Source organism: Arthrobacter sp. TmT3-37, from assembly GCF_054510835.1.
This window is the reverse complement of sequence record NZ_JBTNDU010000002.1, coordinates 315,314-336,724: the sequence shown is the minus strand read 5'-3', so window position 1 is coordinate 336,724 and position 21,411 is coordinate 315,314. Positions and strand designations below refer to the sequence as shown.

The 21,411-nt window shown below is 71.2% G+C and carries 22 protein-coding genes; 14 read left to right on the top strand and 8 right to left on the bottom strand.

Annotation, left to right across the window (positions count from 1 at the left end; genetic code table 11):
- Positions 1-71 precede the first annotated feature (71 nt).
- Both ACX80U_RS04370 and ACX80U_RS04365 read left to right on the top strand, forming a co-directional pair.
- Entirely contained in the window at positions 72-800 is a 729-nt protein-coding gene (locus tag ACX80U_RS04370; RefSeq protein WP_133082695.1) for a YoaK family protein, read from the top strand.
- A gap of 4 nt (positions 801-804) precedes the next feature.
- A complete protein-coding gene (locus ACX80U_RS04365; RefSeq protein WP_459267550.1) occupies positions 805-2,223 on the top strand; it encodes a CPBP family intramembrane glutamic endopeptidase in 1,419 nt (472 codons plus the stop codon).
- A gap of 32 nt (positions 2,224-2,255) precedes the next feature.
- Here the strand turns inward: ACX80U_RS04365 and ACX80U_RS04360 are convergent, their stop codons facing one another.
- On the bottom strand, positions 2,256-2,927 hold the full coding sequence (locus ACX80U_RS04360) for a pentapeptide repeat-containing protein (RefSeq protein ID WP_133082693.1): 672 nt from the start codon (positions 2,925-2,927) through the stop codon (positions 2,256-2,258).
- A 321-nt stretch (positions 2,928-3,248) separates the two neighbouring features.
- On the opposite strand from ACX80U_RS04360, the gene ACX80U_RS04355 reads away from it, so the two are divergent.
- The 3 genes from ACX80U_RS04355 (at position 3,249) to ACX80U_RS04345 (ending at position 6,337) form a co-directional block, all read left to right on the top strand.
- On the top strand, positions 3,249-3,545 hold the full coding sequence (locus tag ACX80U_RS04355) for a hypothetical protein (RefSeq protein ID WP_459267549.1): 297 nt from the start codon (positions 3,249-3,251) through the stop codon (positions 3,543-3,545).
- 48 nt (positions 3,546-3,593) lie between these two features.
- The gene (gene glsA / locus ACX80U_RS04350; RefSeq protein WP_459267548.1) at positions 3,594-5,408 is read left to right on the top strand and encodes a glutaminase A; all 1,815 of its coding nucleotides are present in this window, start codon (positions 3,594-3,596) and stop codon (positions 5,406-5,408) included.
- A gap of 83 nt (positions 5,409-5,491) precedes the next feature.
- Positions 5,492-6,337, top strand: coding sequence for an SDR family oxidoreductase (locus tag ACX80U_RS04345; RefSeq protein WP_459267547.1), 846 nt, complete (start codon positions 5,492-5,494; stop codon positions 6,335-6,337).
- Here the strand turns inward: ACX80U_RS04345 and ACX80U_RS04340 are convergent.
- Together ACX80U_RS04340 and ACX80U_RS04335 are read right to left on the bottom strand one after the other, a co-directional pair.
- A complete protein-coding gene (locus ACX80U_RS04340) occupies positions 6,324-7,577 on the bottom strand; it encodes a glycosyltransferase 87 family protein (RefSeq protein ID WP_459267546.1) in 1,254 nt (417 codons plus the stop codon). The two genes, ACX80U_RS04345 and ACX80U_RS04340, sit on opposite strands and share 14 nt — an antisense overlap.
- A 297-nt stretch (positions 7,578-7,874) precedes the next feature.
- Positions 7,875-8,597: a TetR/AcrR family transcriptional regulator gene (locus tag ACX80U_RS04335; RefSeq protein WP_133082688.1), complete on the bottom strand. Its 723-nt coding sequence runs from the start codon at positions 8,595-8,597 to the stop codon at positions 7,875-7,877.
- Between the two features lie 132 nt (positions 8,598-8,729).
- On the opposite strand from ACX80U_RS04335, the gene ACX80U_RS04330 reads away from it, so the two are divergent.
- Positions 8,730-9,671, top strand: a complete 942-nt coding sequence (locus tag ACX80U_RS04330) for an NAD-dependent epimerase/dehydratase family protein (RefSeq protein WP_133082687.1) — start codon at positions 8,730-8,732, stop codon at positions 9,669-9,671.
- On the opposite strand, the gene ACX80U_RS04325 is transcribed toward ACX80U_RS04330, so the two are convergent.
- Together ACX80U_RS04325 and ACX80U_RS04320 are read right to left on the bottom strand one after the other, a co-directional pair.
- Positions 9,668-10,648 carry an NAD(P)-dependent oxidoreductase gene (locus tag ACX80U_RS04325; protein WP_133082686.1) on the bottom strand — a complete coding sequence of 327 codons (981 nt, stop codon included), beginning with the start codon at positions 10,646-10,648 and terminating at the stop codon, positions 9,668-9,670. The genes ACX80U_RS04330 and ACX80U_RS04325 overlap by 4 nt on opposite strands.
- A complete protein-coding gene (locus tag ACX80U_RS04320; RefSeq protein WP_459267545.1) occupies positions 10,645-11,943 on the bottom strand; it encodes an AI-2E family transporter in 1,299 nt (432 codons plus the stop codon). The genes ACX80U_RS04325 and ACX80U_RS04320 overlap by 4 nt, the downstream gene beginning before the upstream one ends.
- 136 nt (positions 11,944-12,079) lie before the next feature.
- On the opposite strand from ACX80U_RS04320, the gene ACX80U_RS04315 reads away from it, so the two are divergent.
- The 4 genes from ACX80U_RS04315 to ACX80U_RS04300 all read left to right on the top strand — a co-directional run bounded on the left by ACX80U_RS04315 (position 12,080) and on the right by ACX80U_RS04300 (position 16,551).
- A complete protein-coding gene (locus ACX80U_RS04315; protein ID WP_133082684.1) occupies positions 12,080-13,054 on the top strand; it encodes an aldo/keto reductase in 975 nt (324 codons plus the stop codon).
- A 271-nt stretch (positions 13,055-13,325) separates the two neighbouring features.
- Positions 13,326-14,636 carry an ABC transporter substrate-binding protein gene (locus tag ACX80U_RS04310; RefSeq protein ID WP_459267544.1) on the top strand — a complete coding sequence of 437 codons (1,311 nt, stop codon included), beginning with the start codon at positions 13,326-13,328 and terminating at the stop codon, positions 14,634-14,636.
- Complete coding sequence (locus ACX80U_RS04305; RefSeq protein WP_459267543.1) at positions 14,636-15,604, top strand: carbohydrate ABC transporter permease; 969 nt, start codon at positions 14,636-14,638, stop codon at positions 15,602-15,604. Before ACX80U_RS04310 ends, ACX80U_RS04305 begins: the two co-directional genes overlap by 1 nt.
- Before the next feature lie 26 nt (positions 15,605-15,630).
- Positions 15,631-16,551, top strand: a complete 921-nt coding sequence (locus ACX80U_RS04300; RefSeq protein WP_133082682.1) for an ABC transporter permease subunit — start codon at positions 15,631-15,633, stop codon at positions 16,549-16,551.
- Between the two features lie 43 nt (positions 16,552-16,594).
- On the opposite strand, the gene ACX80U_RS04295 is transcribed toward ACX80U_RS04300, so the two are convergent.
- Positions 16,595-17,407 (bottom strand): SDR family oxidoreductase, encoded by an 813-nt coding sequence (locus ACX80U_RS04295; RefSeq protein ID WP_133082681.1) that lies wholly within the window; start codon positions 17,405-17,407, stop codon positions 16,595-16,597.
- Between the two features lie 75 nt (positions 17,408-17,482).
- Here ACX80U_RS04295 and ACX80U_RS04290 point away from each other — a divergent pair, with 75 nt between their 5' ends.
- Both ACX80U_RS04290 and ACX80U_RS04285 read left to right on the top strand, forming a co-directional pair.
- Positions 17,483-17,929: a hypothetical protein gene (locus ACX80U_RS04290; RefSeq protein WP_133082680.1), complete on the top strand. Its 447-nt coding sequence runs from the start codon at positions 17,483-17,485 to the stop codon at positions 17,927-17,929.
- 102 nt (positions 17,930-18,031) lie between these two features.
- On the top strand, positions 18,032-18,265 hold the full coding sequence (locus ACX80U_RS04285; protein ID WP_133082679.1) for a hypothetical protein: 234 nt from the start codon (positions 18,032-18,034) through the stop codon (positions 18,263-18,265).
- Between the two features lie 48 nt (positions 18,266-18,313).
- On the opposite strand, the gene ACX80U_RS04280 is transcribed toward ACX80U_RS04285, so the two are convergent.
- Both ACX80U_RS04280 and ACX80U_RS04275 read right to left on the bottom strand, forming a co-directional pair.
- Positions 18,314-18,469: a hypothetical protein gene (locus ACX80U_RS04280; protein WP_208739579.1), complete on the bottom strand. Its 156-nt coding sequence runs from the start codon at positions 18,467-18,469 to the stop codon at positions 18,314-18,316.
- 136 nt (positions 18,470-18,605) lie between these two features.
- Positions 18,606-19,415: a hemerythrin domain-containing protein gene (locus tag ACX80U_RS04275; protein ID WP_459267542.1), complete on the bottom strand. Its 810-nt coding sequence runs from the start codon at positions 19,413-19,415 to the stop codon at positions 18,606-18,608.
- A gap of 265 nt (positions 19,416-19,680) precedes the next feature.
- On the opposite strand from ACX80U_RS04275, the gene ACX80U_RS04270 reads away from it, so the two are divergent.
- Both ACX80U_RS04270 and ACX80U_RS04265 read left to right on the top strand, forming a co-directional pair.
- The gene (locus tag ACX80U_RS04270) at positions 19,681-20,586 is read left to right on the top strand and encodes a hypothetical protein (protein ID WP_459267541.1); all 906 of its coding nucleotides are present in this window, start codon (positions 19,681-19,683) and stop codon (positions 20,584-20,586) included.
- A 78-nt stretch (positions 20,587-20,664) separates the two neighbouring features.
- Entirely contained in the window at positions 20,665-21,375 is a 711-nt protein-coding gene (locus tag ACX80U_RS04265; RefSeq protein WP_459267540.1) for a GAF and ANTAR domain-containing protein, read from the top strand.
- Positions 21,376-21,411 lie beyond the last annotated feature (36 nt).

The window sequence follows — 21,411 nt, the reverse complement described above, 5'->3', positions numbered from 1 at the left end:
ATTGAATACAATCGCCTGTACGACGATAAGCTTCGTATACATTCGTTTCAAGGCTGTTACCGAGGGAATTCATGGGAAAGAAGAATCCGCGTATAGCGACCGACCGGCTCCACCTGTGGCTCATGCTCGCCCTGACCTTCTCCACGGGCGTGATCGACGCCGTCGGCTACCTCGGCCTGGACAGGGTCTTCACGGGCAACATGACGGGCAACGTGGTGCTGCTGGGCATGGCCTTCGCCGGCGGGGCGGACCTGCCGATCCTCCGGCCCGCACTGGCCCTCGTCTTCTTCATGGTCGGCGCCGCCCTCGCCGGGCGTGTCCTGCGGAAGGGCCCGGAGGGGTGGTCCGGCCGCACGTCGATCGCCCTCCTGGCCGTGACCGTGGGCCTGACGGCCCTCGCGGTGTACGTCGCCCTCGTGGACGTGCACGCCGAGGAGGTGCTGGGGAGCATCACGACGTCGGTGCTGGCGACGATGATGGGCGTCCAGGCCGCGACGGCGAAGCGCCTGAAGGTCGCCGAGATCACCACGGTGGTCGTCACGTCCACCATCACGGGCCTCGCCTCGGATTCCCGCCTCGCCGGCGGGAAGAGTCCCTTCTGGGCGCGCCGCTTCTCCGCCATCGCGCTGATCATGGCCGGAGCCGTGGTCGGCGCCCTGACCCTGACGGTGGATCTCTGGCTCGGCATCGCCGTATCGGCGCTGCTCTCCGCCGTCGTCACACTCCTCGGGCACCTGCGCCACCGGCGGGACCGCAAGGAATCCGTCGCAGAGAACGCCAAGGAATCCGCACTACGGTAGAAGCATGGAACAGGTTGACCGGCAGTTCGAATTCCACCGTTTGGCCCACTCGTGGCCGCAGCACCGCTGGTGGAGACCGCTCCTCACCGCACTGCTCGGAGTCGCCTTCTACCTGGTCCTCACGGTACTCCTGCTGATCGTCGGAGTGGTCCTCGCACTGAGTTCCTCGGCGGACATCGGGCCCTACCTCGACGCCGCAGCGGCGATCGACCTCGCCGATCCGGTGATCTTCGCCTTCACCCTGGCCTCGCTGATCCTCATGATCCCCGCCCTCGCGCTCGCTGTGCTGATCGTCGGGCCGCGGCCCCTCGGCCTGCTCTCCTCGGTGGCCGGCCGCATCCGCTGGCGCTGGCTGGGGGTCTGCGCCGTCGCGGCGCTGTCCGTCTTCCTCGTGAGCCTCGCCGTCTCGACGGGGATCGGTTTCCTCTTCCCCGAGGAGGCCGCCGCCGCCCCCGTGCAGCAGGACACGACGATCCTGCTCGTCCTGCTGGCCCTGTCCCTGTTCGCGGTCCCGTTCCAGGCCGCCGCGGAGGAGTACGTCTTCCGGGGCTTCCTGATGCAGGCGATCGGGAGCTGGCTGCGGCACCCGGCCTTCGCGATCCTGCTGCCCGTCCCGCTCTTCGTCCTCGGCCACGGCTACGACCCGCTCGGCCAGGCCGACGTCGCGGTCTTCGCTGTCGTCGCGGGCTGGCTCACGTGGCGGACCGGCGGCCTGGAGGCGGCGATCGCCGTCCACGCGATCAACAACATGACCATCTTCGTGCTCGGTGCGTTCGGGCTGGTCGACGTGAACTCGACCGACGGCTCCGTGAGTGGACTCGTCGTGTCCGTGGCGACCATGGCGGTGACCACGGTCGTCATCGTCCGCCTCGCGGACCGCCGTGGCATCGCCCGGACGCGCACCGCGGCCCCCCTGCCCGCCGTCCGGCGCCCGCCCTACCCCGCTTCCTCGGTCCCGGCCGGGATGCCCGCGCCGTTCGCCCATGCCGGACAGGCACCGGTCGGCGCGACACCCTGGGCACAGGGGCCGGCGCTGCCGCAGTCACGGTCGCTGCCTCGGTCGCCGGGACACGCCTACGACCCGTCGCAGTACGACGCCGCGCACTACGCACCGGCCGCCGGACCCGCCCCCGCCTCATCTGCCGCCCCGACCTCGGCCCGGTCGGTCGATGCGCCGGCGGCCTCCGCAGAGGGCCCGTCCGGACGCTCACCGGTGCCTCGGACCGCGTCCGGTTCCTCGTCCGGTTCCTCGTCCGCAGCACAGGGTTCCGTGGCAGCGCCATCACCCGCTCCGGGCCGGGACTACACCGCCGACCGGCATCCGTCCGGACCGGCCCATCCGCCGGGCCCCGGCCATCCCTCAGGCACGGCGCACCCCGGCGGACCCGGCTACCCGGGCACCGGCTCGTCCGCATCCGCCTGACGGCCTGGTGCCCCCGCGGCGGTGATCCGGGCTCACCCCTCGATGCGCAGACCCATGCTCTCGGCGAGGAACGGCGCCAGCAGCTGTAGCTGGTACTCGTCGATCGTGGCGCCGCGCAGGCCGTCGAGACCGTGGATGCTGCGGAAGGTGCTCGTGCGCAGGTCGGCGTCCTTCAGTTGTGCGCCGTCGAGGGTGAGGGTCCCGATGGTGCAGTCCCGCAGGGCCAGCCGGGTCGCCCGGACCCCGGTCAGGTCCAGTTCGCCGATGATGCAGTCGCTCACCAGGACGTCCGTCAGCTGGGAGCTGCGGAGGTTCACGTAGTCCAGCTTCCCGCCGTCGAGGTGCACCGCGTCGAACCGGCTGTCGTACAGCTCGGCGGAACCCCACCGCGTGCTCCGCAGGGACGTCTCCCGCCAGCTGCTCCGCGGTGCGCGGAAGACCGGCGCATACGTGTCCTCGAGGGCGCATTCGAGGAAGCGGGCGCCGCGCAGGTCCGTGTCGTTCAGGCAGACGCCCTCGAGCAGGCACTCCTGCAGGGTGATGCCGGCAAGCTCCCCACCGTCGAACGAGGTCCGCTCGTAGTGCTCGCCCTCCCGGTGGTCGCCGTCGAGCAGCCGCGGCTCGGCCACCCGGGTGACGCCCTGCGGCGCCCGCAGGGCAAGCCGCGGCGCGGGAGTCGCGCCACCTGCGGTCTTCCTGGGCATGGGTCCCTCCCCGTCATCCGGTGCGGGTGCACCGGCTGGCCAGTCTAGCCGCGCGGTCCAGAGCCGACGGCCCCGGCGAGAAACGGTGGGACGACAGGGGGACCACGAAGGACCCGTGGTCTACTCTGGAGCGATCGTCAGTCCAGGGGGGAATCCGATGAGCAGCGACCGCATGCAGGGAACCTACGATCCACGCTACGCAGACATCTACCAGCGTGGCGGCGACGGCGATGCGGCATCGCGGATGGCATCCCCGCGCCGCTCGCACCCGCCCTGCCGCAGGTCATCGGGAGCACGGCCGATCCGTCGGAGATCCGCGAGGTGGGACCCGGGACGGTGGCGCGCCCGGCGCACGACACGCCCCGCAATCCCTTCGACGTGTGGGTGTGGCTGGTCGCGGGCGTCCTCCTGGCGGCGGGCACCTACCTCCTCGTGGCGCCGATCCTGCACGACCAGCAGTACCTGGAGAGCATGGCGCTCGCGCCGTCGGGCCCCACCGGCCCCCCGTGGTTCCAGTACACCGTGACGGCCGCGCCGCCGCTGATCCTCCTCGGCGGTGCCACCGCCGTCGTCCAGCTCTTCGTGCTCTCGATCCGCCACACCCTGCGCACCCGCTGACCGGCGCCCGGGGCGTCGTGCCGGCGCGGCCCCCGTAGGGTGGACAGCATGGAATCGCCGATCGAGAGCTACCTCAGGACCATCCACCGGGAGATCTCCGAACTGCGGGACGGCAAGCCGTACAGCAGCATCCCCGCGATGGCGAACGTCGATCCCGACAATTTCGGGATCTGCCTGACCACCGTGGACGGATACATGTACGAGGTCGGTGACACCCGCGAGGAGTTCACCATCCAGTCGATCTCCAAGCCCTTCACCTACGGGCTGGCGCTCTCCGATCTCGGCATGGAGGCCGTCGACGCGAAGGTGGACGTGGAGCCCTCCGGCGACTCCTTCAACGAGATCTCGCTGGCGCCGGGCACGGGCCGGCCGTCGAACGCGATGATCAACGCCGGCGCGCTCACGGCGACGTCCCTCGTCCGGTCCCGGGGCGGCAACACCCGGTTCCGCCGCATCGTGAACACCTACTCCGCCTTCGCGGGCCGCCAGCTGGGCGTGGACGAGGAGATCTTCCGGTCCGAGCTCGAGCACGGACACCGCAACCGCGCCCTGGCCTACCTGCTGCGGTCCTTCGACATCATCGAGGAGGACCCGACGCCCGTTCTGGAGGACTACTTCCGCCAGTGCTCCGTGATGGTCACCTGCATGGACCTCTCCGTCATGGCGGCGACCCTCGCCAACTCGGGCCGCAATCCCCTGACCGGCGTCGAGGCGATGGACCTGTCCGCCGTGGAGCGCGTCCTGTCCGTCATGACCACCTGCGGCATGTACGACGACGCCGGATCGTGGATCAGCACGGTGGGCATGCCGGCCAAGAGCGGGGTGGGCGGCGGCACCATCGCCGTGCTCCCCGGTCAGGTGGGCCTCGCCGTCTATTCGCCACCCCTCGACGACCACGGCAGCAGTGTGCGCGGCATGGCGACCAGCCAGCGGCTCTCCCGCGACATGGAGCTCCACTTCGTGCGGGCCGCGCGGGCGGGGCGATCGGCCATCCGCGCGACCTACGACATCACGGCGGCTCCCTCCGGCATCCGGCGGACCGACGAGGCGATGGACGTCCTCCGCGACCACGGCCACCGCGCCATGGTCATCGAACTCAACGGTGACCTGCTCTTCGCCGGCACCGAATCGATGGTCCGGGAGCTCAGCAGCCTGGACGACGACGTCGACTTCGTGATCCTCGATCTGCGCCGCGTCGACGAGGTCGCGGACGTCTCCCTCCGGCTGCTCAGCGAGGTGCGTGAGAACCTCGCGACGGTGAACCGTGAGCTGGTGCTGATCGACGGCGAAGGCACGCTCGCGGAGACCTTCCGGGACGTGGACCGCGCGGTCCCGACATTCGACACGCGCACCGCCGCGGTCGAGTGGTGCGAGAACGAACTGATCACCCGCTACGGCGGGGACCTGGTCCTCCCGGCCGAGGTGGAGGTGGCCCAGTGCCCGGCGCTGAGCCCCCTGAGCGACGAGGACGTCGAGGCCCTGGCCCGGCGGATGGAGGATCGCACGTACGAGAAGGGCCATGTGATTCGCCGTGTCGGCCAGGCCTTCGGCGGCGTCTACTTCATCCTCTCCGGCAGGATCTCCACCTCGGTCCCCGGCCCCTCCGGCGGGCGGCTCCGGCTGACCACCCTGAGCGCGGGGATGACGTTCGGGGAGCTGGCCCTCGGCAGCGACGACCGCCAGGAGACGACGGTCAAGGCCCTGGAGGAGGTGCACGTCAAGGTGCTGACGGCCCGGGCCATCCGGACGATCGAGCAGGAGGACCCCCGACTCGCCGTCGAACTCTGGAAGGCCCTGACGCGGGACGCCTACACGCGTGTGGACCTGTACCTGAGGGAGACCGCGGTACGCATCCGGGACTAGTGGACGACGCCGGTCCCGCCCGCCCTAGACTGGCGGACGGACCGGCTGCCAGGGCTCGGCCGAAGACGAAGGACGGATGCGCGATGACGGTGCTGATAGCGGGCTGTGGAGACCTCGGGACCGAGGTGGGCCTCCGGCTGGCCGCGCGCGGGGAACGGGTGGTCGGGTGGCGGCGCTCGTCCGGGCGCATCCCGGCGGGGATCGAGGGCGTGGCGGCGGATCTGACGCAGGCACTGCCCGCGATCCCGCAGGACACCGACGTCGTCGTCATCGCCACGGCGGCCGGGGACCGCAGCGAGGCTGCCTACCGCAGCGCCTATGTCGACGCGACCCGGAACGTCCTGGACGCCCTCGACCGCGACGGCGTCCGGCCGCGCCGCATCCTCTTCGTGTCGTCCACCGCGGTGTACGGGGATTTCGACGGCGGCTGGGTCACCGAGGAGTCACCGGCGGAGAGCCCCGCCCCGACGGCCCGCCTCGTCCGCGAGGCCGAGCAGGTGCTCCTCCGCCGCTCTGACCGCGGCACGGTCCTCCGGCTCTCGGGGATCTACGGGCCGGGCCGCACCCGCCTGATCGACCAGGTGAGGACCGGCGCGGCCGTGCTGCCGGCGGAACCGCAGTGGACGAACCGGATCCACCGCGACGACGCCGCGGCTGCGATCGTGCACCTGGTCACGGCGGTCGACGCTCCCGCACCCATCTACCTCGGCAGTGACGAGCTACCCGTGGACCTCGGTGAGGTGCTGGAGTTCCTCGCCGGAGAGCTCGGCCTGCCGGAGCCGCCCCGCGGCGAGGTGTCCCCGACCCGCGGCGGCGCGCGCAGGGTGGACAGCAGCCTGCTCCGGTCCACGGGGTTCTCCTTCACCCACCCGACGTACCGGGAGGGCTACCGCGCCGTCCTGGCAGGGCAGGGCGTCAGGCACCCGTAGCCGCGGCGGCAGGGATCCGCGCCCGGGCGGTCAGGCGTCCGAGCCGCACGAGGGACCAGACCAGGATGCTCACCACGAGCAGGTTCCGGAGCGTGAGCAGGACGGCGACGGCCGGGTCGAGCTCGTAGCGCAGGGCGTCGTAGAACACCGGATACACGAGGGTCGTCAGGCCCGCCGTGGCCAGCATGGCGAGGGCCGGGTAGCGCCACTCGGACACGCGGTCGAGCACGAGTCCTCCGGCGATCACGGCCGCCATCCACAGCATGAACTGCGGGGAGCCCACCTTGTTGAACACCACGAGGGTGCTCACCAGCGCCAGCGCCCCCGTGGCGAGCAGGGCATCGGCCGGGGCTCCGCGGTGCAGGGCGACCGCGAGGAACACGGCGACCAGGAGGACTGTCAGCGCCATCAGCGGGGTCATGAGGTCCCCGACGACCCCGCTCAGCGCACCCCGGACCTCCATGGTGTTGATGACCTCGTCCTCGAAGAAGTAGGCGCCCGAGGTCCCCGTGATCGCCTGCCACACGCCGGGCGTGCTGAGCGGCGCCTCGAGCTGCATGCCGCGGGCACCCTGCGCGCTGAGGAAGCCGGTGAGGTTGCGGACGTCACCGGTCAGCGCGACGACGGCGGCGATGCCGGCGGTGAGGGCGAGGCCTGCGCCGAGGATGCGGAGCCGGCCCCTCCGCACGGCGACGAGCGCCGCGAGGACGACGGCGGCCGGCCAGACCTTCATCCAGGTGGCGGCACTCAGGACGAGCGAGGCCACGAAGGGCCGCGCGGCGACGAGGAGCAGTGCGGTGATCACCAGGGGCGCCGTCAGGCCGTCGATCCGGCCGACCGCGACCGGCCCGAGCAGTGCCGTCGCCGTCAGCCACCAGTAGGCGGCGGTGAACGACGACGGTGTGCCCCGCCGGACCAGGGCAGCTGTGCCGACGGCGTTGAGCGCGGCGAAGAGCAGGAACCAGGCGAGCTGGTAGAGATACGGGCCGAGGACGGTGGCGAGGACCATCGGTGCGAGGGCTCCGACGGGGTACACCCAGGCGGTGTCGATCCCCTGCCAGACGCCGTCGTCCAGCCCCTGGTACGCCCACTCACGGTAGAAGCGGATGTCACTGAGCACTCCGCCCCCGAGGATGAACGGCAGCAGGCGTGCGAGGAAACCGGCGTGGACGAGGGCGAAGAACAGCCAGACCGGGTGCGCGCTGTTGCGGGTCTCCGGACGGGGCAGGCGGATGCGCACGGGGGCTCCTGATCAGCGGGGTGGCGGCAGCCGCCAGTGTCTCACCCGCCGCGTTGCCGACGCCAATCCCCCGGGGACGCGCCGGACTCCCGCCGGCCACGACCTCGCGGGCGGCGGCGAGGTACTCCGCGGCCCCTTCCCCTCCGCCGCATCGACGAGCGCCTCCGCCTGCGCGAGGGCGGCCCGGGCGGGTGCATGCCGCCCCGGGCGGGTGAGTAGTTCCGCACGGTGGAGCTCGGCCGGCACCCGTCCGGTGGGCGACCGCGGTCCAGGGTCCACGGCCGTACTGCTCGTCAGTCAGGCGGTTCCCTGAGCGTCCTGCACGCCTACGTCGCGGAGCCCGAGCTGCGCAGCGAGTCGCGCGACCGTGTAGTCGTGGAGCGCGTCCGGATCGCTGAACGTATCGGTGCCGTACTGACCGAAGACCTCGAACGAGACGGCACCGAAGAGGGCGGACCAGGCCTGCACGGTGGCGGCGAGGACGTCGTCCGGCGCGGCGAGCGACAGCTGGTCGCGGATGACGCGGTAGTCGCCCGCGAGCCGTGTGGGTGCCGGTCCGGCGGCGCCGTGCAGGTTCCCCGCGCGCCAGGCGTCGTCGACGATGTGCGCGAGCAGCGTGACGACGCGGGTCCCCTGGGTCGTGGTCTGCTCCGCTGGCGCCTCGTAGCCGGGGACGGGGCTGCCGTAGAGCAGTGCGTAACGCGACGGTTCACGCACGGCCCATGCCCGGACGGCGCCGGCGAGTGCCGTGAAACGCCCGAGGGCAGCCTGCGGCGCGGAATCCACGGCGGCGTCGACCTCGTCACCGAGCTCCCTGTAGGCGTCGACCACGAGGAGCGTGAGCAATTCGTCGCGGTTGGCGACATAGCGGTAGACGGCCGAGGAGACGACGCCGAGTTCCCTCGCCACGGCACGCAGGGAGAGGGCCGCGGCGCCCACCTCCCCGAGCTGACGGCGGCCGATGAGGGTGATGTCGCTGAGTGTCTGTTCGCGGGCGCGTTCGCGCGGTGTTCCGGCCATGGTGTCACTCTGGCACCCGGATGAGAGCAGTGTCAACTTTTGAGAGCAGTGATCTTGACCAGAGCCGGAGGAGGGTACAACCTTGGAAGCGAGAGCACTGCTCTCATTCTCCTACGGCCCGAAAGGCACACCATGAGCCAGTACATCGTCACCGGAGCAGGACCTGTCGGCTGGACCGTCGCGGAACAGCTCGCAGCGCGCGGGGACTCCGTGCGCATCCTGACACGGTCCGGCAGCGGGCCGGACCACCCCCTCGTCGAGAAGCTGGTCGTCGACGTGTCCGACGCCTCCGCCCTCGCGACCGCCATCACCGGGGCGGTCGCGGTCTTCTCCTGCATCCACGGCAGCACCTACTCCGCGGCGGCCTGGCAGCGGGAACTACCCGCGGCCGAGTCCGTGGTGCTCGAGGCCGCAGCGCGGGAGGGCGCCGTCGTCGTGTTCCCCGAGAGCCTGTATTCCTACAGCAGGCCGGACCAGGTGATGACGGAGCAGGGCGAGCGCGCTGCGGAAGGCGGCAAGCGCGGTGTCCGGACGGCCCTGCTGGCGGCGCGGGCAGCGTCCACGACGGACACCGTCTCGGTGGTCGCGTCGGACTTCTACGGGCCGAGGGTGCGGATGGCGCACGCCGGTGACCGGATGGTGCCGGCCGTGCTGGACGGCAGCCCGATCCGGCTCGTGGGCAGTCCGGACGCCGCACACTCGTTCACCTACGTCCCCGACCTCGCCGCGGCGATGATCGCGGCGGCCGAGCTGCCGCGCGTCCGCGACCGGGTGCTGCACGCACCGACCCTCCCCGCCCTCACGCAGCGCGCGCTCGTCGAGGCCTTCGCATCGACGGCCGGAGTCGCCGCACCCCGCCTGACGGGGACACCGGGCTGGCTGTTCCGCGGACTCGGCGTGGTCGTGCCGTCCGTGCGGGAGCTGGCCGAGATGTCCTACCAGTTCGACCGGCCGTTCGTCATGGACTCGACGTCGTCGCAGCGGCTGCTGGGCATCGCACCCACGCCGCTGGAGGCCGCCCTCGACGAGACCGTACGATGGTGGCGCGGAGAGCTGGCCGCCACACCGGCCTAGCCGGGCGGACGCCCGGAGGGCACGTACCCGAGGGCCTTGTCGACGACACCCGGCAGGGGCCGCCCCTCGACCCACAGCAGGAAGTTCCGCTCGAACTGCGCGGCGAGGTCGTCGAGCCAGGAATCGGCATTGCTCGCCATGTGCGGCGTGACGAGCACGGTGGGCAGGGACCACAACGGATTCTCCGGGGGCAGCGGTTCGACGGCGAACGTGTCGAGGACCGCTCCGGCGAGCGTCCCGGCCCGCAGTCGGCCGGTGAGGGCCGCCTCGTCCACGAGCCGCCCCCGTCCCACGTTGATGAGGACGGCGGACGGTTTCATCGCCCCGATCGCCTCAGCGCCCATCATGTTCTCGGTGGACGGGGTCAGGGGGGCCACCAGGACGACCCAGTCGAACCCGGGCACCACCCGGGCCAGGTCCGCGGCGGCGTGCACGCGGCCGAAATCGTCGTCGTGCTCCAGCGCGACCCTGCCCGCGCCCTCGACGCGCACCCCGACCGCCCGCAGCAGTCGTGCGGTATGGCGGCCGATGCTGCCCGTGCCCACCACCAGTGCCCGGGAACCGGCGATGTTGCGGCCCTCCCGCCAGGCCCAGCGGGCCTCGCGCTGGGAGTCCCGCAGGGGCCCGAAACCCTTCGCGGCGTGGAGCATGGCACCCAGCACGTACTCCGCCATCGGCTGGTCGAAGATGCCGTGGGCGTTCGTCACGACGACGTCGGAGGCCACGAGTCCCGGGAAGAGCAGTTTGTCCACGCCGGCGGCCGCGACGTGCAGCCAGCGGAGGGAGCCGGCTGCGTGCCAGGCCGCGGGGAGCGCTCCGGAGAAGTAGTCCCAGAGGTAGAGGACGTCGGCGCCGTCGAGGGCTCCGGGGAGGCCAGCCGCCTGCGCCACCCGGACCTCTGCCACCTCGGCCACGCGCTCGAGCCCGCGCACCGGCGTCGCACCCTCGAGGACCGCGACCACAGGACGACCGGTCATGGCTGCTCCGACCGGTGCCCCACGGGGCCGGCCGGGGGCGGACCCGTGTCCGGTACGGGCTCGCCGGCCCCGCCGGCAGGCGGCGAGGCGGCGGGATCACCGGAGGCGACGCCCGTCTCCGGGCGGTGCTCGATCGACAGGTCACGCAGGTACCGCAGCACCACGATCCCCACGGCCGTGGTGGGGACGGCGAGGAAGGCGCCGATGATACCGAAGATCGTGCCGCCCGCCGTGACGGAGGCGAGGACCACGGCGGGATGGATCTCGAGGGTGCGGCCCACCAGCAGGGGCTGGATGAAGTTGCTCTCGAGCTGCTGCACGAGCACCACCAGCCCGAGGACGATCAGTGCCGTCACCCAGCCGTAGGCCAGAAAGGCCACGAGGGTCGCGACGAGGCCGGAGACGATGGCTCCGACCACCGGGATGAACGCGGAGAAGAACACGAGCACGGCCAGCGGGACCGCGAGCGGGATGTCCAGCAGCACGAGGCCCAGCCCGATGAACACGGCGTCCACGAGCGCCACGGTGGCCTGCGCGAAGATGTAGGAGGACAGCGTCTTCCAGGCCCCGCCGGCGATGCTCGCGGCGTGGGCGTACGCCGCGGAGTTGGTCCACCGCCCCGCCCAGGGCAGGAAGCGGTCGCCGTCCTTGAGGAAGAAGAACGTGAAGACGAGCGCCAGCAGCACGACGACGGTGCCCGAGGTCAGCTCGCTCAGCCCCGTGGTGATACCGGTGACGATGTTCCCGACGTTCGCCTGCAGCTGGCTCAGGCCGGTGTCCACGATCCCGTCCAGGTTGGCACCGTCCAGGTTCAGGGGCGGCCCGGCGACGAAATCCGCGAGGTCGGCGACATTGTCCCGGGCCAGCGTCGAGAGGTCGGCGACCCCGCCGGCGATCGAGGGAACGGTCAGCGCTCCGATCCCGCCGACGAGGCCGAGGAATCCGAAGAGCGTCACGAGGGCGGCGAGCACCTTCGGGAGGCCCTTGCGCAGGAACCGGTTGACCGGCCAGAGGACCGAGGCGAGCAGCAGTGCGAACAGCGTGGGCAGCACGATCGACCACAGGGCCCCGGTGATGTACCAGAGGATGACCAGTCCTGCCAGGACGATGATGCTGCGCGCCGTCCAGGCGGCACTGGCCTTCAATCCCTCCGCGAAGGCGTGGGGGCGGAAGCGCCGGGCCACCGAGGAGCCGTGCGGTTCCGCCGGGGCGGGCGCCGCCGGGAGCCGCCAGCGGCGGGAGCGGGATCGCGCGGAGGTCGGGTCTGCCGGGTTGTCGGAGTCTGCAGGTGTCACACAGCCATCCTGCCCTAGTCCCGGCCGGCGGCGCCGGGTGGGCCGGCCGCTTGCACCCGCCGGGCTCCTCCCTCGGATCGACGGAGGAGCCCGGGCTAGGGTGGAGGAACACCTCCGACGCCAGCAAAGGGAACGCATGCGCTACGTGAAACTCGGCTCCACAGGCCTCGACATCTCGCCCCTCGCCCTCGGCTGCATGAGTTACGGCGAACCGGACCGCGGCAACCACCCCTGGACGCTGACCGAGGAGGAGAGCCGCCCCCTGATCCGCGCCGCGGTCGACGCGGGCATCAACTTCTTCGACACGGCGAACGTCTACTCCGACGGCTCGAGCGAGGAGATCGTCGGACGCGCGCTGGCGGAGTTCACCCGCCGCGAGGAGACCGTCATCGCCACCAAGGTGCACGGCCGCATGCACGAGGGGCCGAACGGCGCCGGGCTGTCCCGCAAGGCGATCTTCGCGGAGCTCGACAACAGCCTCCGGCGCCTCGGGACCGACTACGTGGATCTCTACCAGATCCACCGGTTCGATCCGGGAACCCCGCTGGAGGAGACCCTGGAAGCACTGCACGACGTCGTCCGGGCCGGCAAGGTGCGGTATCTCGGGGCGTCCTCCATGTATGCGTGGCAGTTCTCGAAAGCCCTCTACCTCCAGCGCATCAACGGCTGGACCCGCTTCGTCACGATGCAGGACCACTACAACCTGATCAACCGCGAGGAGGAGCGCGAGATGTACGGGCTGTGCGCGGACCAGGGCGTCGGCGTCCTGCCGTGGAGCCCGCTCGCGCGCGGGAAGCTGGCGCGCCCGTGGGACGAGACGACGTCGCGGTCCGAGACGGACTCCTTCGGCAAGACCCTCTACGGCACCCTCGACGCGGACCGGCGCGTGTCCGACGCCGTCGGGACCGTCGCCGGGGCGCGCGGGGTCACCCGCGCCCAGGTCGCCCTCGCCTGGGTGTCGCGCAATCCCGTGGTCTCCGCGCCGATCGTCGGCGTCGGCAAGCCGCGGCACCTCGAGGACGCCCTCGCCTCGCTGGACCTCGAGCTCACGGAGGACGAGGTCGGCGCGCTGGAGGAGCACTACGTGCCCCACCCCCTCGTCGGGTTCTGAGGTCCGTCCTCGCGCCGTGAGCGGATGCGGTCCCGCCCCGACCCGGCCGGCACGGAACCGCTCGTGCCCTCGGAGGCGCCGACCCCCGAGGCCGCCCTCGGTGCCTCCACCGCCGGCTCGGGCGGGGTGAGCCGGTCGGCGGACGCGCGGGCTTCGAGCGGTAGGTCGCCACCGACCGGGTCCTAGCGCACCTCCTCCCGGGGAGCAAGGGTGGTTGCGCTGTCGGCGCCGTGCTGTACGTTGTGACCACGCTCACTCGGAAGGCAGATCGATGACCATTTCCAGACGGCAGATACTCGGTGGTGCGGGCTTCCTCGCAGCGGCGGCAGCGCTCAACGGCTGCGCGGGATTCTCGGGGGGCGGCGGGTCGGAGGGCGGCGACGACGGCGGGGAGAACACCCTCACGTTCACCACCTGGGGCAGCCCCGCCGAGGAGGAGGGTTTCCGCCGCGGCATCGCCGCCTTCGAGGCCGCGAACTCGGGCACGAAGGTCGAGCTCGACCTCGTCCCCTACGAGCAGATCTTCTCGAACATCGACGCCCAGCTGCAGGCCGGCACGGCTCCGGACCTCTTCCGCGTGGACTACGGCACCATCGGCGCCTACAGCAGCCAGGACCAGCTCCTCGACCTCGGCAGCTACTTCGACACCGCCGCCGGCGAGGAGTTCCTCCCTGCGATGTGGCAGGCCGTCCAGTTCGACGGCAAGCCCTACGGCGTGCCCCACCAGACGGACACCTCGGCCGTCGTGTACCGCACGGACCTCTTCGAGCAGGCGGGCATCGGCAGTGTCCCGGACAGCCTCGACTCCGCCTGGACCTGGGACGAGTTCCGCCAGGTCGCGGAGCAGCTCCGCGGGTCCCTCCCCGACGACCTCTTCCCCTTCGTCTACAACTGGCAGCTGGGCGGGTCCACCCGCTGGTTGAGCTGGCTGTTCCAGGCGGGGGGACGGCTCTTCGACGAGAACCTGACCGGATCCGCGATCGAGTCCGATGCCGGCGCGAAGGCCCTCGCGTTCACGCAGGGGTTCTTCACCGACGGCCTGGTGCCTCCGAGCAGCTCGGTGAAGTCCTCGACCTACGCCGACAACGCGTTCTCGGCCGGCACCACCGCCATGGCCTTCGTCGGCAACTTCGTGCTCCCGAGCCTCGACGAGGCCATCACCGACTTCGAGTGGGGGGCCACCTACCTGCCACGCGATCAGCGAGGCGCCTGCGATCTCGGTGGCAACGCCCTCGTGGCCACGAAGAACGCACGCAATCCCGACCTCGCCGCGGAGTTCCTGAAATTCATGACGCAACCGGACCAGATGTCCGATTTCTGTGCCCGCGCGATGGAGCTGCCCACCCTGACCAGCCTGGTGGACACCGACCTCGACTACCAGACGCGGCCCGACATCGCGGGGATCTTCGTGGAGCAGGCGACGACGCTCGAACCGGGTGACGTCCAGCAGCTCACCTCCCCCGCCATGGCGACCATCAACCCGAAGCTCCGCGACCAGCTGGAGGCCGCGTTCGTCCAGGGCCAGCCGGTCGAGGAGACGCTGGCGAACATCGCGGCAGCAGTCGACGAGGCAGCCGGCTGATGTCCGCCGGCACCTCGGCGCGCGAGGAGTCGACCGGCAGGACCGATCCAGCCGCCTCCCCGGCCGCCACCTATGCCGCGAGGACCCGGCGGGTGTCGTCGCGGCAGCGCGCCACCCTGGCCTCCTACGGCTTCCTCGGCCCGAACCTCGTCCTGCTCGGGATCTTCCTGTTCCTCCCCCTGGGCTGGGCCTTCCTGATCAGCTTCCAGGAATCCAGCGGTTTCGGCGCCAGCGGATGGGTGGGGCTCGCGAACTACCAACGCCTTGTCGCGGACCCCACGTTCTGGCAGTCCGCCCTGAACACCGCGGTCTTCACGCTTCTCACGGTGCCGCTCAGTCTCGCCCTCGGGCTGGGCCTCGCCGTCCTCATGAACTCCGTCCTTCCCGGGCGGAGGCTGTTCCGCACCCTCATCTACCTCCCCATGGTCATCTCGGGCGTGGCGACGGCCCTGATGGGCGTCCTGCTGTTCGACGAGGCCATCGGGATCGTCAACAAGCTCCTGCGCGAAGGCGGGCTCGCCGTCATCCCGTGGCAGTCGCAGGGGTCGGCCGCGTTCGCGTCGATCATCCTCGTGACCCTGTGGATCCGAGTCGGCTTCAACATGGTCATCTACCTGGCCGCCCTGCAGGGCATCTCGCCCGAGCTCTACGAGGCCGCACGCCTCGAGGGGGCGGGCCCGTGGCAGCAGTTCCGCTACCTGACGGTGCCGCTCGTGGGACCGTCCACGTTCTTCCTGCTGATCATGGACGTCATCTACTCCTTCCAGGTCTTCGACACGATCTTCGTGATGACCGGCGGTGGCCCGGGGCGCTCGACGTCGGTGCTGGTCACCTATGCCTACGAGAACGGCTTCGTCACGCGCGACCAGAGTTACGCGGCGGCGATCGGCATCGTCATCTTCCTGCTCACCCTTCTCTTCACGGCGATCCAGTGGCGCGGCAACCGCTCCCGCGACACTGCCGGATAGCCCCGGACCACCAGGACAGGACCCCCATGGCCCGACCACTCCCGCTCCAGGACGACGGCGCGCGCACCGCCGCAGCGAGGACCGACGACGCTCCGGGCGGCTTCGTACCGCGTGTCAGGCATGTACCGCCGGCCCAGCGTGTGGCCGCAGCCGCCCGCCTGGTCACGGCGGTCGCCGTCGGGCTGGTGATGATGTTCCCGCTCTACTGGATGGTCACGCTCGCCTTCTCGCCGAACGCCGACGTCTTCAGCAGGGAGCTGCGCATCTGGCCGTCCTCGTGGAGCCTCGACAACTTCCGCACGGTCTTCGGCAGCTTCCCCACGGCAACCTGGTTCGGGAACTCCGTGGTCATCACCGCGTTCGTCACGGTCCTCACGGTCACGGTGAACCTGCTCGCGGGCTATGCCTTCGCCAAGCTGGACTTCCGCGGCAAGGGCGCGATCTTCCTGCTCGTCCTGAGCACCATGATGATCCCGGTCCAGGTGCTGATGGTGGCGCAGTTCCGCCTCGTGACGCAGCTCGGCATCTACGGGACCTTCTGGGCCGTCATCCTCCCGTCGGCGGCGTCGGCGTTCGGTATCTTCCTGGCACGCCAGTTCATCATCGCCATCCCGGACGAGCTCATCGAAGCGGCGAAGGTCGACGGCGCCGGGACCCTCCGGATCTTCCTGCAGATCGTCCTGCCGCTCTGCAAGCCGCTCATCGCCGTCCTGGTCCTGCTCACCGTCATGTACCAGTGGAACGACTTCGCCTGGCCGCTGATCGCCCTGAAGGACAGCGAGCTCTTCACGCTGCCCATCGGCCTCCTGTACCTGCGGGGCCAGTACGGGGCGGACTACGGCGCCATCATGGCCCTGGCGCTGGTCTCCATCACGCCGATCGTCATCATGTTCCTCGCGTTCCAGAAGTACTTCGTGCAGGGGCTGGCCCGGAGCGGCATCCGCTAGTCGTGCGGATGCCGCCTGCCTGGGCGCCGAGGTCCGCGCGGGGTCACCAGCGGCGGAAGCCGCCCTCCGTACTCAGGACCTGGCCCACCATCCAGCGGCCCTCGTCCCCGAGCAGCCAGGCGATGAGCCGTGCCGGATCGTCGGGCTCGCCGAAGCGCCCGGACGGGCAGTGCCGGAGGACCTGCTGCAGCACCTCGGCAGGCCGGTCCGCGGTGTCCTCGTCGAGGTACCCGGTGTTGACCGGGCCGGGGTTGACGGTGTTGAGCAGGATGCGCCGGTCGACGAGGTCGTCGGCGACCGACGCCGTCAGCCCGGCGAGCGCCGCCTTGGACGCGGCGTAGGCGATCTCGCCGGGCATCGGACCGGCGACCTGCCCGGACGTCAGCCAGATGACGCGGCCACCCTCCCTGCCGTCGTGCTGGTCCGCGAAGTACCTGGTGGCCATGATCGTGGCGCGGGTGTTGACCTGCCAGTGCGCGTCGAGGTCCTCCCAGGAGATGTCGCCGAGCCGGCCGTCGCCCCCGCTCCTCGCATGGTTGCACACGAGCCCGTCGAGGTGTCCGAGCGCGTCCCGTGCCTCGGCGATGAGCCGTTCGCCGCCGTCGGGCCGGGAGAGGTCGATACTCGCGTGGGCGAGCCGCGCGTCGTCCTGCAGCAGGCCGCGGATCCCCGCGACGACGAGGTCGACGTCGTCCGCGCCCCACGGCTGCTCGGCGTCGTGCGGAGCGTAGGAATGCAGGAACAGGCTCGCGCCCATGCCCGCGAGGCGGGACGCGACGGCGTAGCCGATGCCCCTGCGTCGGCTCACCCCGGTGACGACGAAGGTACGACCGGACAGGGCACGGGTGGACTCCATGGCTCCCAGCCTAGGGGTGCGCCCGTTCGCTAGGCTGGGAGCATCATCCACCCCGATTCCGCCCCCAGGAGATCAATGCGCCGCATCCCCCGCTGCCCGGCACTGGTCGCCGGATGCTGCAGCGTGCTGCTCGGACTGGCCGCGTGCGGCCTGGGGCCGGTGCTGGGCGTCCTCGATCGGGACCAGACGGACCAGGACGTCCTCACCATTCGGACGGATCTCGACGGCATCGACCTCTCGACCACCCGCTTCCTCGCCGAACGCGACGGCGTCGAGTACTTCGCAGCCAGGCCGACGGCCGGCACCGGCAGCGACGACATAGCCTGCCTCCTCGTCGAGGAGGGCATCGGGGTCGGTCTGGAATGCGCGCCGCTCGTACCCGGGAGCGCAGGCGCCACGATCCGCGACAGCAGGGCCACCGTGGTGCTGCTGCCGGACGACATCGATCGGAATGCGCTGACCGACGAGGGCTTCGAATTGCTGCACCCCAACCTCGCACTCCGTGCGGCGGATGCCGGCTAGGCACCGACGGCGTCCGGCGCCCCGATGCGGAACAAAGAGTGGACACCGCCGTCCGCGTCCCGCCAGCATGGGAGGAACAGCACAGGACCTGCAGGAGGAATCATGGCAGTTGCAGAGGACGACGGCGGCGAACTGATCGTCGGTGACGTGACACGGACGGGGGGCCGGGCCCTGGCGGTCGGGCTGTCCCCCTCGCCCGACGACCAGGGCAGGCCGACCATCAGCGTGGGCTGGATGGAGCAGGGCGATCGCCTCCAGCTCACGGTCGACGAGGCAGTGGCCCTGCGGGACGAGCTGACGCGCATCATCCGGGACGCCGGCGGTACCGGCGCCTAGGGCAGGGCGGCCAGGGGCGCCCGCCACGTCCCGATCGGATCGTGCGGCCTACGCCTGGACCTGCGTCTCCCCCACGAGGATCCTGTGGTTCTGCTCACACTGGAAGACGGCGAGGGTCCCGTCGGGCACCGGCCCCTCCGCCGGCCATTGATCCTCGCTCAGTTCGATCAGGGCCGATCCGCAGCTGGGGCATCGTGCTTCCATGGGGCGGGTCCTTTCCGTGCATCAGGTCCGCGACATGCCCACGCATCCGCGAAGACCCCAGTACACACCGCTTGCCTGTCCTGCGCCACCACCGGCCGTCGCGACTCCGCCGGATGGACACCGGCAACGCCAGGGCTCAACCGTTCCGCCGGAGGACGCGCCGGGCCCCGGCGCCGACCAGCCCCGCCGCAGCGAGGCAGACGAGGACGGCAACCCAGGGGAACGGCGGCCTGCCGGCGACGTACCGCGTGGAGGGGTCCTCGCCGGAGCGCATGATCGGCAGCAGCTCGACGGCGTGGGAGGCCCGCGCCAGTGCCGAACTGATCCGGTGGAGCGCGGGGACGAGGCTCCCGGGAGCGCCGAGGAGCGCGTGGTCCACGGCATCACGGCCCCGGTCGAGGACGGACAGCGGCAGGGCGGCGACGACGTTGCCGGGCGGGCGCCGTGCCACCACGGGGTGGGCCCGCGTCGGCGCGATGCGCCGCACCACCTCCCACAGGACGCCGAGCACCTGCAGCTCCCGGCGGGAGACCCGGGCCTGCAGCCGGGGGAAGAGGGAGTCCTCCTCGTCACGGACGTCGTCGTCGAGCACCTCGGCGAGCCGCCCGAGGACATCCGCCCGTTCGGTGAAGCCGTCCGGGAGTCCTTCGAGCTTCTGCACCAGCTCGTTGACCTCCTGGTGCTCGCGCTCCACCTCCAGCGTGAGCTCGCCGCCGTCGGGCAGGACCCTGCGCATCACGGGCCACAGGACGGATTCCTCCGCGAACGCGTGGGGGAACACCAGCCGGTAGATGTCGAGCAGCACGTCGGCCTGGGTCTCGCCGGACGTCCCACGCAGCTGCTCGAGCAACGCGCTCAGCCTCACGTGGTCCCGCTTCTGGCGGACGAGCACGCTGAGCGGCCCACCGAGCTGTTCGGTGGTCTGGTCTGCAACCGAGGTGTACACGGAGTCTCCCTGGGGCCGTACGGAAGGCGGTGCCGGGATGGCACCCCTCCCATCTCTACCCGCCCGCCGCCGTCGGGAACAGGAGCGCGCTCCCCTGTCGCCGCCGATGTCCGGTGCCTATAATCGGGCGTGCTCCCCGGTGAGAGTCCGGGCCCGTGGTCCGGCCCTCGCTGGTCGCACGGGTGCCGCTGCCCCTCCCCCGACGACGGCGGCCGGCCCGCCCGGGGCGGCCGTAACGAGCACCACGAAAGGACACCGCAGCCCCATGGACCTCGTGGAACAGGCAGAGGCCCTGTACGTCCTGCCGCTCGATCGATTCACGGAGGCCCGGAACACCGCGGCGAAGGAAGCAACCGGGGAGGGCGCCAGGGACCTCGCTGCGACCCTGCGGAAGCTACCCAAGCCGGCCGCGGCGGCCTGGCTCGTCAACGTCCTCGTCGATCGCCGGCGCAACGAGGTGGAGCAGGTGCTCGAGCTCGGTGCCTCGCTCAGGGAGGCGCAGGACAGCCTCGACCGTGCCCAACTGAACGCGTTGGGCCAGCAGCGACAGCGCCTCCTCACCGCCGTCGCGCGGCAGTCCCTCGATGCCGCCGCGGAGATCGGGCACACCATCGGCCCCGCAGCCCTGCCCGGCGTCGAGCAGACCCTGCGGGCCGCCCTCGCGGATCCTGCGGCGGCTGCGGCGGTACTCACCGGCCGGCTCGTCCGGACGCTCGAGGTCACCGGCTGGGATCCCGTGGACCTCGAGGGCGCGGTGGCCGGCCCCTTCACTCCACCCGCGGACGGGGAGACGACGGCGACGGACGACGCGACCGACACGGGCGCCGCGGGCCCGTGTCACCGGACGCCGGAGCCGACCGCGGTCCCTGCACGCCGGCGGAAGGAAGCCGACGCGCGGTTCGCGGCCGCTCAGCACGCGCGGATGGAGGCCGAGGAGGCAGCGGCGGGGCTGCAGCAGAAATCCCGGCGGCTCGTCGTGCGGCGCGATGGGCTGACGGCCTCCATCGAGGATCTCGAGGAACGCCTCGACGCACTCCGCCGGGAGATCACCGACGTCGACGCCGAGGCCGCTGCCCTCGATCGGGAGGCGGCGTCCGCCGACCGCGCCCTCGCGCGGGCGACGAAGGCGGAAGAGGCCGCCGCGGCTCAGGTCCGCGCCCTGAGCCCCTGAACGGCTCCCTCGCCGGCCCGGGCAACGGCGTAGGCTAGAACCGAGATCAGGAGTATCCGCCAGGCCGAGGGAAGAGCTGTGACCGAGCAGGAAGTACTGAGCGACGTCAATGACGAGCTGTTCTCCCTCCTGACCGAGACGGCGGGTATCCAGGAGTTCCTCGACGAGTTCGCCGTCATGGCGGCGGAGCGGCTCTCCGGAGCGGTTCCCGTATCCTGTGCTATCACGCTCGTCCGGCGTCGGAAAGCCGGCACCCTGGCAGCGAGCGACGCCGTCGCACGGCAGGCCGACGAGTTCCAGAACCGTTTCCACGAGGGCCCGTGCCTCGAGGCCGCCATGACGGAACGCTCGGTGTACTGCCCGGACACCGTCCGGGATGCGCGCTGGCCCGTGTACCTCGAGCGGCTCGACACCCGCCGGGTCCGATCGATCCTGGGTGTCTCGTTCGCCCTGGAGGACAGCGGACGTGCGGCTCTCAATCTGTACGCCGCCCAGCCCGATGCCTTTCCATCGGCAGCCATCAAGGCCGCCGAAGCGTTGGCCGAGGCGGCGTCGTCGTCGCTGCGGTTCGCCGTGCGCGCCGCGTCGGTGGACGACGAGAACCACGATCTGGAAGCGGCGCTCGCCTCCCGACAGACCATCAACACCGCGGTCGGGATCATCATGTTCCAGAACAAGTGCTCCCAGGCCGACGCCATGGCGATCCTGCAACGGGCCGCCAGCAGCCGGAACATGAAGCTCCGACTGGTCGCCGAACGCGTCGTGAATTCCGCCACCCAACACCCCTGACCGGAGACGCACCGCTCGTGTCGATGATCCCGGCGC

What these genes read in the sequence shown, in the direction of transcription:
- ACX80U_RS04365 (WP_459267550.1), top strand. Translation starts at nt 805, where the DNA reads ATGGAACAGGTTGACCGGCAGTTCGAATTCCACCGTTTGGCCCACTCG.
- ACX80U_RS04305 (WP_459267543.1), top strand. Translation starts at nt 14,636, where the DNA reads ATGTCCGCCGGCACCTCGGCGCGCGAGGAGTCGACCGGCAGGACCGAT.
- ACX80U_RS04290 (WP_133082680.1), top strand. Translation starts at nt 17,483, where the DNA reads ATGCGCCGCATCCCCCGCTGCCCGGCACTGGTCGCCGGATGCTGCAGC.
- ACX80U_RS04330 (WP_133082687.1), top strand. Translation starts at nt 8,730, where the DNA reads ATGAGCCAGTACATCGTCACCGGAGCAGGACCTGTCGGCTGGACCGTC.
- ACX80U_RS04295 (WP_133082681.1), bottom strand. Translation starts at nt 17,407, where the DNA reads ATGGAGTCCACCCGTGCCCTGTCCGGTCGTACCTTCGTCGTCACCGGG.
- ACX80U_RS04335 (WP_133082688.1), bottom strand. Translation starts at nt 8,597, where the DNA reads ATGGCCGGAACACCGCGCGAACGCGCCCGCGAACAGACACTCAGCGAC.
- ACX80U_RS04300 (WP_133082682.1), top strand. Translation starts at nt 15,631, where the DNA reads ATGGCCCGACCACTCCCGCTCCAGGACGACGGCGCGCGCACCGCCGCA.
- ACX80U_RS04325 (WP_133082686.1), bottom strand. Translation starts at nt 10,648, where the DNA reads ATGACCGGTCGTCCTGTGGTCGCGGTCCTCGAGGGTGCGACGCCGGTG.
- ACX80U_RS04345 (WP_459267547.1), top strand. Translation starts at nt 5,492, where the DNA reads ATGACGGTGCTGATAGCGGGCTGTGGAGACCTCGGGACCGAGGTGGGC.
- ACX80U_RS04270 (WP_459267541.1), top strand. Translation starts at nt 19,681, where the DNA reads ATGGACCTCGTGGAACAGGCAGAGGCCCTGTACGTCCTGCCGCTCGAT.
- ACX80U_RS04360 (WP_133082693.1), bottom strand. Translation starts at nt 2,927, where the DNA reads ATGCCCAGGAAGACCGCAGGTGGCGCGACTCCCGCGCCGCGGCTTGCC.
- glsA (WP_459267548.1), top strand. Translation starts at nt 3,594, where the DNA reads ATGGAATCGCCGATCGAGAGCTACCTCAGGACCATCCACCGGGAGATC.
- ACX80U_RS04315 (WP_133082684.1), top strand. Translation starts at nt 12,080, where the DNA reads ATGCGCTACGTGAAACTCGGCTCCACAGGCCTCGACATCTCGCCCCTC.
- ACX80U_RS04280 (WP_208739579.1), bottom strand. Translation starts at nt 18,469, where the DNA reads ATGGAAGCACGATGCCCCAGCTGCGGATCGGCCCTGATCGAACTGAGC.
- ACX80U_RS04370 (WP_133082695.1), top strand. Translation starts at nt 72, where the DNA reads ATGGGAAAGAAGAATCCGCGTATAGCGACCGACCGGCTCCACCTGTGG.
- ACX80U_RS04285 (WP_133082679.1), top strand. Translation starts at nt 18,032, where the DNA reads ATGGCAGTTGCAGAGGACGACGGCGGCGAACTGATCGTCGGTGACGTG.
- ACX80U_RS04310 (WP_459267544.1), top strand. Translation starts at nt 13,326, where the DNA reads ATGACCATTTCCAGACGGCAGATACTCGGTGGTGCGGGCTTCCTCGCA.